The following is an 11,990-nucleotide window of genomic DNA, read 5'->3' on the forward strand; positions in this document are numbered from 1 at the left end:
CATGGATGTAGTCCCGCGCCGCGCGCTGAACATCGGCTGGCTTGTTGTTGTAGTCGATCATGTAGCGCTCGTAGTAGACCGGCTCGACGTCGCGAGCCGCGGCCATGATCTGTTCGGCGTCGCAGGTGGTGAACAGCATCCGGCGCGGGATCGGGTAGTCGTCGGTGGCGTCGGCGGATGCGGTGGGCGAGGCCAGCAGGGCGGCGGACGCCAGGACCGCCAGCCCGGTAAGAATCCGCATACCCGCCATCATGAGCCTCCTCGGCCGGTGAGTGCCATTTCGTCGTTCGTTGCCGGCCGGTCCGGGGACGGCCACGGCACGGGCACCGGCCGCTGGCGTACCACCTGCGGCCACCAGAACCAGCGCCCCAGCAGCGCGGCGATGGACGGTGTCATGAACGACCGGATGACCAGGGTGTCGAACAGCAGGCCCAGCGCGATGGTGCTGCCGATTTGTCCGGCCACTCGCAGTTCGCTGACCAGCATGGAGGCCATCGTGAAGGCGAACACCAGACCGGCGGAGGTCACCACGGCGCCGGTGCCGGCCATCGAGCGGATGATGCCGGTGTTGATGCCGGCGTGGATCTCTTCTTTGAACCGCGACACCAGCAGCAGGTTGTAGTCCGAGCCGACGGCCAACAGGATGATGACCGACATCGCCAGCACCATCCAGTGCAGGGGTTGCCCGACGATGTGCTGCCAGATGAGCACCGACAGGCCGAAGGATGTGCCGAGCGAGAGGGCGACGGTGCCCACGATCACCGCTGCGGCCACCACGCTTCGAGTCAGGATCAGCATGATGATGAAAATCAGGCACAGCGAGGACAGTCCCGCGATCAGCAAGTCGAAGTTGGCGCCTTGCTGCATGTCCTTGTACGCCGACGCGGTGCCGCCCAGATACACCTTGGAACCCTCCAGTGGGGTTCCCTTGATCGACTCGAACGCGGTGTTCTTGATCTTGTCGACCAGCGCGAGCCCCTCCGGGGTGGCGGGGTCGTTTTCGTGAGAGATGATGAACCGCACCGACTTTCCGTCCGGTGAGATGAACATCTTCATGCCCCGCTTGAACTCTTCGTTCTCGAAGACCTCCGGCGGCAGGTAGAAGGAGTCGTCGTTCTTGGAGGCGTCGAACGCCTTGCCCATGGCATTGGCGTTGTCCTGCATGGCCGCCATCTGATCCTGCAGGCCGCCCATCGTGGACTGCATCGTCAACATGGTGGTCCGCATGGTCTTCATGTTCTCGATCATCGGCGGCATGATCGTCAGCATCTGCGGCATCAGCTTGTCGAGCTTGTCCATGTCGACCACCATCGCGCCGAGGTCGTCACTGAGCTTGTCGACGCCGTCGAGGGTGTCGAACACCGACCGCATCGCCCAGCAGACCGGGATGTCGAAACAGTGCGGCTCCCAGTAGAAGTAGTTGCGGATCGGCCGGAAGAAGTCGTCGAAGTTGGCGATGTGGTCTCGCAATTCCATGGTGGTGGCCACCATTTCCTTGGTCTTGCCGACCATGTCGTGGGTGACGCCGGTGAGCTGCTGCATCAGCCCGTACATGCGTTCCATGGTGTCGACGGTCACCTGCATCTCGTCGCCCATCTTCAGCATGTCCTTCATGCGGTCCTGCATGTAGGACATGTTCAGCTGCTGGGTGGCGCCGGACATGCTGATGATGAACGGAATCGAGGTGTGCTCGATGGGGGTGCCCTGCGGCCGGGTGATGGCCTGCACCCGGCCGACGCCGGGGACGCGGAAGATGTTCTTGGCCACCTTGTCGATCACCAGCATGTCCGCGGGATTGCGCAGATCCTGGTCGGTCTCGATCATCAGCATCTCGGGGTTCATCCGGGCCTGCGGGAAGTGCCGGTCGGCGGCGGCGAATCCCTGGTTGGCCGGAAGATCGGGCGGCATGTACTCGCGGTCGTTGTAGTTGTTGACGAAGGACGGCAGCGCCAGCAGTCCCACCATCGACAGTGCAATGGACGCGACCAGGATGGGGCCCGGCCAGCGGACGACGGCCGTCCCGATCCGCCGCCAGCCCGCGGTCTTCATCTTCCGCTTGGGGTCGAACAGGCCGAAGTGGCTGCCGATGGTCAGGATCGCCGGGGCCATGGTCAACGCGGCCACCACGGCGACCAGCATGCCGATCGCCAGCGGGACACCGAGGCTCTGGAAATACGGCAGCCGGGTGAAGTGCAGGCAGAACGTCGCGCCGGCGATGGTCAGGCCGGAGCCCAGAATCACGTGCGCGGTGCCGTGATACATGGTGTAGAAAGCGGTTTCGCGATCTTCGCCGTCCAGTCGCGCTTCGTGGTAGCGGCCCATGATGAAAATGACGTAGTCGGTGGCCGCCGCGATCCCCATCGTCGTCAGCAGGTTGACCGCGAACGTCGACAGCCCGATCAGGTCGTGGTAGCCGAGCAGCGCGACGATGCCGCGGGCGGCGGCCACCTGAACGCCGACCATCATCAGCACCAGCACCACGGTGACGATGGACCGGTACACCAGCAGCAGCATCACCAGAATGACGACGAGGGTGACGGCGGTGATCTTGTGCACGCCTCGATCGCCGGCAAGCTGCTGATCGGCCATCATGGCGCCGGGGCCGGTGACGAAGACCTGGAGCCCGGGCGGCGGGTTGGACTGGGCGACGATGTCGCGCACCGTCTGCACCGATTCGTTGGCCAGGGTCTCGCCCTGATTGCCGGCCAGGTAGATCTGGACGTAAGCGGCCTTGCCGTCGGCGCTCTGTGCGCCGGTCGCGGTCAGCGGGTCGCCCCAGAAATCCTGGACGTTCTGGACGTGTTTGGTGTCGGCCCGCAGCGTGGCGATCAGACCGTCGTAGTAGTCGTGGGCCTCGTCGCCGAGCGGTACGTCGCTCTCCAGGACGATCATCGCCGAGCTGTCGGAATCGAACTCCTGGAAGTTCTGCCCGATCCGTTTCATCGCCTGCAGCGACGGTGCGTCGGTGGGCGCCAGGGACACCGAGTGCATCTGCCCGACCACTTCGAGCTGCGGGATCTTGACGTTGAGCACCACGACCAGCGCCAGCCAGAACAGCAGGATGGGCACGGAGAACAGCCGCACGAAACGCGGAATCGCCGGATGCGCCCCGAGGTGGCGGTTGGCGGCGTTGTTCCCGCCGACCGGGATGATGACGTACGGCGGCGCGCTCTTGCGTCTCCGCAGCTTCACCATGGGATTCCCCGCCACCGTCGAGCTAACACCGAGTGAAGAGATTAGCTCATGTAACAGTTCGGCTTACAATTCGAAACCATGACCACTGTGGGACGCGCCCTGGCCGTGGCGGCGACCGCTGTGGCCGTGATCGCCGGGGCGGCACCGGCGCACGCCGATCCAGACATCGACTTCGCCAACCAGTTGCACGGGTTCGGCATCTACGGCCAGCGTGACTACAACGCCTGGCTGGGCAAGATCACCTGCAAGCGGATGGCCCGGGGAGTGGACGGCGACGCCCACGCCTCGATGGCGTTCATCACCAAGAACCTCGCCCGCGGCACCACCCAGGAGCAGGTGGCCCAGTTCCTCGGCGCGGCGGTGGGCACGTACTGCCCGGATATGGCCGGGGTCCTGCGCGGCGCCGCCGAGGGCTGACGGGCCCGCGAGCCGGCCAATTTCCCGTTATCGATGGCGTACACGGCACCGTGAACGGCCGCGGCTTCGTCGCTGGCCAGGAACGCGATGACGCTGGCCACATCCTGCGGCTTCCATCAGTCCGCGCGGTGCGGCGATGCGCATGATCAGTGTGTAATCCGCGTTGTCCGGACGGATTCGAACACCGCGGCCATCCGCCCGGTGTCGCGAGCGACGCCGAAGACCGTCGCGCCGCGTTCGGCGAACAGTTGCGCGACCGCCGCCCCCAGACCCGACGAAACCCCTGTGACCAGGGCGATCTTGCCGCTCAGCTGTGCTATGTGCCGACCCTTTCGCCGTGCGCCGAACATTACGCGTGAGTGACCATGGGGGGCCTCGGCAGGCGCCGAACCGTTGCGTCGACTTCAATAGGTCATCAGGTGGGAGAAGTGGGTCACGGGGAACAGGAGTTTTCATTGCGTGCGGTTGACGCCACGTCGCCAGGCGGCGGTGGAACTAACTCGACGGGCCTGGCGGTTAGTGCGCCCGGACCGGAGTTCGAGATATGGCGAAGTGGTGTCCGGCGCAATGCGCTTGCTTCCGTGGCGGACTTCGTCGACACCCGGTGCCTGCCGCAGTTGCGGCGCACCGGGGTCGACATCGCCGGCGACGTGCTGGTCGAGTTCCTCGACGGCGGCAAGTGTCTGCGCTCGACGTTCATGTACCTGGGCTGGTTGTGCGGGGCGGTATCCGACCCCGACACCAATGCCGCGGCGTTGCGGGCGGCGTCCGGTCTTGACCTCCTGCACGCATTCGCGCTGCTGCAGGACGATGTCATGGACGACTCCCCGCTGCGCCGGGGCCGCCCGGCTGCACACATGCAGTTCGCGCAGTGGCACCGCGACCGCGGCCTGTCCGGTTCCTCGGATCGTTTCGGCGCCGCCCAGGCGATCCTGCTCTCCGACCTGTGCCTGGTGTGGGCTGAGCAGATGATGCGCGAGAGCGGCATGCCCGCCGAAGCGCTGGCGCTGGCCTGGCCGCACTACGACGACATGCGGATCGAGCTGGCCGTGGGCCAGTGCGCCGATGTGGCCAACGACGCCGGCGCCCTGCCCGACCTCGACACCGTGCTCGACGTGGCCCGTCGCAAGTCGGGCAACTACACGGTGCGCCGGCCGCTGGAGATCGGCGCCGCGATGGCCGGCTGCGATCACCTTCTCGATGCTCTCGGCGGCTACGGCAGCGCGGTTGGCGAGGCCTTCCAGATGCGCGACGACCTCCTGGGCGTGTTCGGCTCGCCGTCGCTCACCGGCAAGCCGGCCGGCGGGGACCTCGCCGAGCGCAAGGCGACCAGTGTGGTGGTTGCGGCGCATCAGATGGCCGGCGCGTCCCTTCGCCGGCAGTTCGCCGACCTGATGAACGCCCAGGAACTCGACGACGCCGACATCGCCCACTGGCGCACCCTGATCGTCGCCACCGGGGCGCCTGCTTGGATCGAGGAACTGATCGCCGAGCGGGTGGCCGCCGCCGTCGATCACATCAGCGATGGCCGTATCGACGACTGGGCGCAGTCCGCGCTGGCCGGTATGGCCGCCGCGTGCACCAATCGACTCACCTGAGCACCACCTTCCAAAGGAGACCCCTATGCGTACTGTTCCCGGATCCACCGACCACGTCGTCGTCGTCGGTGCGGGGCTGGCCGGTCTCTCCACGGCCATGCAACTGGCCGGTCAGGGGCGGTCGGTGACCGTCGTCGAGCGGTACGACTTCCCCGGCGGACGGGTGGGACAGGCCGACATCCGCGGCTACCGGATCGACACCGGGGCCACCGTCCTGACCATGCCCGACATCATCGAGGATGCGTTCGACGCCGTCGGGGCCTCGATGGGCGACTACCTGGAGCTGATCAAGCTCGACCCGGCCTACCGCGCTTCCTTCGCCGACGGCAGCCACCTCGACGTGCACACCGATGCCGATGCCATGGCAGAGGCCATCCGTCAGTTCGCCGGACCCGACCAGGCCGCCGGCTACATGCGGCTGCGGGAGTGGCTGACCGAGCTCTACACCCTGGAGATCGAAGGTTTCATTGGGGCCAACTTCTCTTCTCCGCTGTCGCTGCTGACCCCGAAGCTGGCGCGGCTGGCGGCGATCGGCGGCTTCCGCGGCTGGGAGAAGATGGTCAGCCGGTTCATCAGCGACGAGCGGGTGCAGCGGATCTTCACCTTCCAGGCGCTCTATGCGGGTGTGCCGCCGCAGCATGCGCTGGCCGCCTACGCGGTGATCGCCTACATGGACACCGTGGCCGGCGTGTACTTCCCCCGGGGCGGCATGCGGGCGCTTCCCGAGGCGATGGCCGCCGCGGCCGCCGACGCCGGAGTGGCGTTCCGCTACGGCTCCAGCGTGACCAAGCTGGAGCAGTCGGGCTCGCGGGTGACCGCGGTGTGCACCGACTCCGGTGACCGGATCGCTTGCGATGCGGTGGTTCTCACCACCGAGCTGCCGTTGACCTACCAGCTGCTGGGCCGTACCCCGCGGCGTCCGATCAAGATGCGCCCCGCCCCGTCGGCGGTGGTCATGCACGTCGGCGTGCCTTCGGTCGGCTCGGCGCTGCAACACCACAACATCAGCTTCGGCGGGAAATGGTCGGAGACGTTCGACGAGATCATCCGCGACGGCGTCTTGATGAGCGATCCCTCGCTGCTGGTGACCATGCCCACCGCCGGTGATCCCACCCTCGCGCCGCCCGGGCGGGACCTGCTCTACGTGCTGGCTCCGTGCCCGAATCTCGAAGTGGGCAAGATCAACTGGTCCGCCGAGGGCGACATCTACGCGCGCGAGATGCTGGCGACCGCCGCGCAGCGCCTGCTGCCCGGACTGGAGCGCGACGCCGACATTCTCGACGTCGTCACCCCGGCGGACTGGGCCCGGCAGGGGATGACCGCCGGTACGCCGTTCGCGTTGGCGCACACCTTTTCCCAGACCGGCCCGTTCCGACCGGCGAACCTGGTCCGGGGGGTCGACAACGCGGTTCTCGCGGGCGGATCGACGGTGCCCGGCGTCGGCGTGCCAACTGCGCTGCTTTCAGGCAGGCTTGCAGCAGAGCGCGTCACCGGAACCATCGAGAAGTCGCCGCGGCGAACGACGATTACCACAGGGGCGAAGGCATGATCCACACCGAATTACACGCCGCCGGCATCTCGAACGAACGGCTGCGCGAGTCCTACCGCTACTGCCGTCGGCTCAACGCCGAGCATGGCCGCACCTACTTCCTGGCCACCCGGCTGCTGACACCGTCGCAGCGTCCGGCGGTGCACGCGCTCTACGGTTTCGCCCGCTACGCCGACGACATCCTCGACGACCTGGACTCCCAGGCCACCGTCGCCGAACGCCAGGCCCGCCTTGAGGAACTGGCGGCCCGGTTCGTCCGCGGCGACGAGGCAGCCGCGGCCGCTGAGCCGGTGCTGCCCGCCGTCCTGCACACCGCCCGCACCTACCAAATCCCGCTGAGCCTGTTCGACGAGTTCCTGGCTTCGATGCGGATGGACCTGACGATCACCGACTATCCGGACCGGCCGGCGCTGGACCACTACATGCGCGGATCGGCGGAGGTGATCGGTCTGCAGATGCTGCCGATTCTGGGCACCGTGGGCCCGCTGTCGGACGCCGAACCGTGCGCCGAGGCGCTCGGGCGGGCATTCCAGCTGACCAACTTCCTGCGCGATATCAACGAGGACCTGGAACGCAACCGGGTGTATCTGCCCGCCGACGAACTGGCGGCCTTCGGGGTGGACCGTGCCTTGCTGACCTGGTGCCACGACAACCAGCGCACCGACCCGCGGGTGCGCCAGGCGCTGGCCGCCCAGCACGACATCACTCGGGCCATCTACCGCGAGGCACACAAGGGCATCGCCCTGTTGGCCCCGCAGTCGCGGCCCTGCGTGACCGCCGCTTTCACGCTGTACTCGGAGATCCTCGATCGCATCGAGGAACTCGACTTCGAGGTGTTCAGCCAGCGGGCCTCGGTCGGCATGGGCCGGCGGCTGCAGGTGTTCACCGGGGGACTGGTGCGGGCGCGACGCGCTCGCAGGTCTTCAGCCGCCCGCCGGGCCGCCTGACGGGTCAGATCATGGACAAATGGCAGTACCTGCTGCTGCTGGCGGGCTGTCTGCTCCTCACGCTGCCGCTGGAGTTCCCCGGCGACGGCGTCTATCGCCAGCCCCGGCGGCTGCTGCGTGCCATGTTCCCGGTGGTGGCGGTGTTCCTGATCTGGGACGCCATCGCCATCGTGCTGAACGTGTGGGACTACAACCCGCGCTACATCAGCGGTATCAACGTGCCGTTCATGCCGCTGGAGGAGTTGCTGTTCTTCATCGTGATACCGCTCTGCGGCCTGCTCACCTACAACATCGTCAGCGCCAGCCTTGCCGCGCTGGCCCGGCGGCGGCGCGACTCCGAACGGAGCGACCGATGACCGGGCTGGGCTACACGCTGCCGGCCGTGGTCGCCGTCGTCGTGGTGGCTGTGTTGGAATTGGCGGTGTTGCACACCGGGTTGTTCCGCAAGCCCGCCTACTGGATAACGATGGTGATCGTGCTGGGATTTCAAGTGCCCGTCGACGGGTGGCTGACCAAGCTGTCGGCGCCCATCGTCGTTTACAACGAGAAGCACACCTCCGGTATCCGGTTTCCGTGGGACATCCCGGTCGAGGATTTCCTCTTCGGGTGGGCCCTGGTGACCGCGGTGCTGCTGCTGTGGGAGAAGCAGGGACAGCGACGGCGCGCAGACGCCGGGACGGGCAGCTGATGGGACGACTTTCCCGGGCCGGGCTCCGCAGGGCGGAGGTCCCAGGGGCGTTCGACGTGGGCGCGGCCGCCTACGACACGCTGGTGGGCGCCAACCCCGGCTATCACGACCATCTGCGGATCTCCGCGCGGCGCATGCGGATTGCCGACGGCGGCCGTGGCCTTCGCCTGCTCGATGCCGGATGCGGGACCGGCGCCTCCACCGCGGCGCTGCTGGAGGCCGCCCCGCATGCCGAGATCGTCGCGGTGGACGCGTCAGCCGGCATGCTGGACCAGGCCCGCGCCAAGTCCTGGCCGGCCTCGGTGCGGTTCGTGCACTCGCCGATCGAGGACTTCACCGACGACGGGAAGTTCGACGGTATCCTGGCCGCCTACCTGATCCGCAACCTGGATGACCCGGATGCGCAGTTGCGGCGCTTCGCCGCACTCCTGCGACCCGGGGCAACGCTGGCGGCGCACGAATACTCGGTTGCCGATTCGAAACCAGCACAGGCGACGTGGACCGCGGTGTGCTGGGGGATCATCATCCCGGCCGGCCTGGTGAAGACCCGCGACAGCACGCTCTACCGTCACCTGTGGCGCAGCGTCAACAGCTTCGACGGCGCCGCTGCATTCCAACGGCGCATGGCCGCAGCCGGTTTCACCGGTGTGCACAGCGAAACCATGCCGGGCTGGCAGCACGGCATCGTGCACACCTTCCTGGGAGAGGTTCGATGAAAGATCCCCGCCGGGTCGCGCACCACGGTCCGTCCGGCCTGCCCAACGCCTCGGCGCTGGCGCAACGCCCGCACGTGGTCGTCGTCGGCGCCGGGATCGCCGGCCTGGCCGCCGCCACCGGGCTGGTCGAACGCGGTGTCACGGTGGCGGTGCTGGAACGCGAGCCGCACCTCGGCGGCCGGGTGGCCGGCTGGACCGAGACCGTGGATCACGGGTCCCTGGTGGGCACCGAAGTGGCCAACAACCGCGGGTTCCATGCCTTCTTCCGGCAGTACTACAACCTGCGGGAGTTGTTGCGCCGCAGCGATCCCGAACTGCAGCGACTGCGCCCAGTCGACGACTACCCTCTGGTCGACGGTGAAGGCCGGCAGGACACCTTCCGCGGGTTGCCGCAGACGCCGCCGTGGAACGCCATCGTGTTCGCGCTGCGGAGCCCCACCTTCCGGTTCCGTGATCTGGTCCGGATCGACGGCAAGGCAGCCGCGCCGTTGGCGACGGTCTCGGTGCCGGGCATCTACGACCAACTCGACGACCGGGACGCGGACACCTTCCTGCATCAAATCAACTTTCCCAGGGCGGCAAGGCATTTGGCCTTCGAAGTGTTCGCCCGGAGCTTCTTCGCCCGCCCGGAGAAGTTGTCGGCCGCCGAGCTCGCCGCGATGTTTCATATCTACTTCCTGGGCTCCAGTGAGGGTCTGGTCTTCGACGTCGCCGACGCCAACTTCGACACGGCACTGTGGAATCCGCTGGGGGAGTACCTGACCGCCCAGGGTGTCATCTTTCACAACCGAACCTCGGTGCAGTCGATCGGCGTCGGCGGCCCCAAGCGGTTGCAGGTGCGTACCGCGGACGGTCGGCAGATCGATGCCGATGGGGTGGTGCTGGCCACCGATGTCACCGGCCTGCAGAGCATCGTGGCGGCGTCGCCCGAACTCGGCGACCAAAACTGGCGGCAGCGGGTGGCGGCCATGCAGGTGGCTCCGCCGTTCGTCGTCCAGCGGCTGTGGCTCGACGAGCCGGTCAACCCCGAGCGCCCGCCGTTCCTGGGCACCGGCGGCCTGGACCCGGTGGACAACATCAGCGTGGTCAGCAGCTATGAGCGTGAGGCCGCCGAATGGGCCCGCACCTACGGCGGTTCGGTGGTGGAGGTGCACGCCTACTCGGTAGGGGCGGACTCGGTAGGGGCGGACTCCACGGTCCCCGCGGGTCTGCGGGACAAGATGCTGGCCCGGCTGCACCAGCTCTATCCGGAGACCGCCCGCGCCGGCATCGTCGCCGAAACCCTGCTGCTCAAGCAGGACTGCCCGTTGTTCTCGCCCGGCTCCTTCGCCCAGCGGCCGACCGTCGACACACCCGTCGACGGTCTGGTGCTCGCCGGTGACGGAATCCGGATCGACCTGCCAGTAGCCTTGATGGAACGGGCGGCGACTACAGGATGGTCGGCGGCCAACCAGTTGCTGGAGGCATGGGGCGTCCACGGGCACACCCTGCATACAGTGCCGGTGCAGGGCCGCTCGCCGCTGCTGCGGCGACTGGTAGAGAAAGGCGCGAAGTGATGGACGTCTGGGACCGGCTGGCTCAGCGGCTGCCGAAAGACAATCCGCTGCAGGTGCTTCCGAAGATGGACTGGGCCCAGCAGAAGCCGACCTACCAGCAGGCCGAACCGCCCATCATCGACGCCGCATTGCAGCGCGCGCTGCGCCGCCCCAGCGGCAACTGGTTCGTCTTCGGCGCCAGCACCGACGTGCGCGCCGACCGGCCGTTCGGAACGACCGTGGCCGGCGTGGAGATCGTCGCCTGGCGCGACGATCTGGGCTCGCTGCACGTCGGACCCGCCTCCTGCCCGCACCTCGGTGCCGATCTCACCACCGGCAAGGTCGTCTGCGGCGGACTGATCTGCCCGTGGCACGGCCTGCGCCTCGACGGCGGCCGGGAGTTCGGCTGGAAGCCGCTCCCCGCCCACGACGACGGGGTGATGGTGTGGGTGCGGCTGGACAAGGTGGGCGGGGAGGAACCCCTGGACGCCCCGGTACTGCCGGTGCGGCCGACCGGCCCGCAATTGGCGGCCGTGGCACGCATGGAGGGCGTCTGCGAACCGCAGGACATCATCTCCAACCGGCTGGACCCCTGGCACGGAGCCTGGTTCCACCCCTACTCGTTCGCCCAGCTAGAGGTGCTCAGCGCCCCGCCGGTCGACGCCGACGAGGACTCCGATGTGTTCACGGTGGCCGTCACCTTCCACCTCGGGCGGATCGGCGTCCCGGTGATCGCCGAGTTCAGCGTGCCGGAGCCGCGCACCGTCGTCATGCACATCGTGGAGGGTCAGGGTGTGGGCAGCGTGGTGGAAACGCACGCCACCCCGATCGGCCCCGGACCCGACGGCCGGCCCCGCACGGCCGTCATCGAAGCGGTGATCGCCCAGTCCGATCGCACCGGCTTCCAGTACTCGCTGCGGGCCGCCCCGCTGCTGCGACCGCTGATGAAGCTTGGCGCCGCCCGGCTGTGGCGCGACGATCTGGAGTACGCCGAGCGGCGGTATGCGCTGCGCGCCAAGGGAACTCGCTGACAGCTGGGACGTATCGTCTTACCGGCGGTCCAACGCGAACACCCGGATCTCGCGGTCGGTGCGTGACCGATAGGCCGGATACGCCTTGAGGTAGTTCATGAACAGCTCGTAGGCGTGGTCGTACTCCTTGCCGGAGAGCCGGGTGGCCCGGACCGGAATCTCCTGCCCGCCCATGCTGACCCAGGCGTCCGGGTTCGCCAGCAGGTTCGATGTCCACGCGGGGTGACTCGCCTGCCCGAAATTGCTCCCGAAGAGGTAGAGCCGATTGCCGTCGCGGGTGTAGATCAGCGGCGACTCCCGCCGCTGGCCCGACT

At 67.7% G+C, this 11,990-nt stretch carries 13 protein-coding genes and 1 pseudogene; 9 read left to right on the forward strand and 5 right to left on the reverse strand.

The window, feature by feature from the left end:
* Positions 1-241: DUF5078 domain-containing protein (locus ADBZ6I_RS11975; RefSeq protein WP_526384078.1), on the reverse strand; the 241-nt coding region annotated here is incomplete at its 3' end.
* Positions 242-249: 8 nt separating this feature from the next.
* Positions 250-3,195, reverse strand: coding sequence for an MMPL/RND family transporter (locus ADBZ6I_RS11980; protein WP_526384080.1), 2,946 nt, complete (start codon positions 3,193-3,195; stop codon positions 250-252).
* Between the two features lie 78 nt (positions 3,196-3,273).
* Here ADBZ6I_RS11980 and ADBZ6I_RS11985 point away from each other — a divergent pair, with 78 nt between their 5' ends.
* Complete coding sequence (locus tag ADBZ6I_RS11985) at positions 3,274-3,612, forward strand: DUF732 domain-containing protein (RefSeq protein WP_526384082.1); 339 nt, start codon at positions 3,274-3,276, stop codon at positions 3,610-3,612.
* Positions 3,613-3,623: 11 nt separating this feature from the next.
* Here ADBZ6I_RS11985 and ADBZ6I_RS11990 read toward each other — a convergent pair.
* Both ADBZ6I_RS11990 and ADBZ6I_RS11995 read right to left on the reverse strand, forming a co-directional pair.
* Positions 3,624-3,783 (reverse strand): annotated as a pseudogene (locus ADBZ6I_RS11990) (SDR family oxidoreductase); the annotation flags it as partial.
* A complete protein-coding gene (locus tag ADBZ6I_RS11995) occupies positions 3,759-3,962 on the reverse strand; it encodes an SDR family NAD(P)-dependent oxidoreductase (RefSeq protein ID WP_526384084.1) in 204 nt (67 codons plus the stop codon). The gene ADBZ6I_RS11995 and the pseudogene ADBZ6I_RS11990, both read right to left, overlap by 25 nt.
* A gap of 159 nt (positions 3,963-4,121) precedes the next feature.
* Between ADBZ6I_RS11995 and ADBZ6I_RS12000 the strand changes: the two genes are divergently transcribed.
* From ADBZ6I_RS12000 to ADBZ6I_RS12035, 8 genes are read left to right on the forward strand one after another with little or no spacing between them, the layout of a single operon-like run.
* Complete coding sequence (locus tag ADBZ6I_RS12000; protein ID WP_526384102.1) at positions 4,122-5,210, forward strand: polyprenyl synthetase family protein; 1,089 nt, start codon at positions 4,122-4,124, stop codon at positions 5,208-5,210.
* Between the two features lie 25 nt (positions 5,211-5,235).
* The gene (gene crtI / locus ADBZ6I_RS12005; protein ID WP_526384086.1) at positions 5,236-6,759 is read left to right on the forward strand and encodes a phytoene desaturase family protein; all 1,524 of its coding nucleotides are present in this window, start codon (positions 5,236-5,238) and stop codon (positions 6,757-6,759) included.
* A complete protein-coding gene (locus ADBZ6I_RS12010) occupies positions 6,756-7,706 on the forward strand; it encodes a phytoene/squalene synthase family protein (RefSeq protein WP_526384088.1) in 951 nt (316 codons plus the stop codon). The genes crtI and ADBZ6I_RS12010 overlap by 4 nt, the downstream gene beginning before the upstream one ends.
* Before the next feature lie 11 nt (positions 7,707-7,717).
* On the forward strand, positions 7,718-8,062 hold the full coding sequence (locus tag ADBZ6I_RS12015) for a lycopene cyclase domain-containing protein (protein WP_526384090.1): 345 nt from the start codon (positions 7,718-7,720) through the stop codon (positions 8,060-8,062).
* Entirely contained in the window at positions 8,059-8,394 is a 336-nt protein-coding gene (locus ADBZ6I_RS12020) for a lycopene cyclase domain-containing protein (protein WP_526384092.1), read from the forward strand. Before ADBZ6I_RS12015 ends, ADBZ6I_RS12020 begins: the two co-directional genes overlap by 4 nt.
* Positions 8,394-9,110 carry a class I SAM-dependent methyltransferase gene (locus tag ADBZ6I_RS12025; RefSeq protein ID WP_526384094.1) on the forward strand — a complete coding sequence of 239 codons (717 nt, stop codon included), beginning with the start codon at positions 8,394-8,396 and terminating at the stop codon, positions 9,108-9,110. Before ADBZ6I_RS12020 ends, ADBZ6I_RS12025 begins: the two co-directional genes overlap by 1 nt.
* Positions 9,107-10,666 carry an FAD-dependent oxidoreductase gene (locus tag ADBZ6I_RS12030; protein WP_526384096.1) on the forward strand — a complete coding sequence of 520 codons (1,560 nt, stop codon included), beginning with the start codon at positions 9,107-9,109 and terminating at the stop codon, positions 10,664-10,666. The genes ADBZ6I_RS12025 and ADBZ6I_RS12030 overlap by 4 nt, the downstream gene beginning before the upstream one ends.
* Positions 10,666-11,676, forward strand: coding sequence for a DUF5914 domain-containing protein (locus ADBZ6I_RS12035; RefSeq protein ID WP_526384098.1), 1,011 nt, complete (start codon positions 10,666-10,668; stop codon positions 11,674-11,676). Before ADBZ6I_RS12030 ends, ADBZ6I_RS12035 begins: the two co-directional genes overlap by 1 nt.
* Before the next feature lie 18 nt (positions 11,677-11,694).
* Here the strand turns inward: ADBZ6I_RS12035 and ADBZ6I_RS12040 are convergent.
* Positions 11,695-11,990: nitroreductase/quinone reductase family protein (locus ADBZ6I_RS12040; RefSeq protein WP_526384100.1), on the reverse strand; the 296-nt coding region annotated here is incomplete at its 5' end.

The organism is Mycobacterium sp., from assembly GCF_044342925.1.
GTDB lineage: Bacteria > Actinomycetota > Actinomycetes > Mycobacteriales > Mycobacteriaceae > Mycobacterium.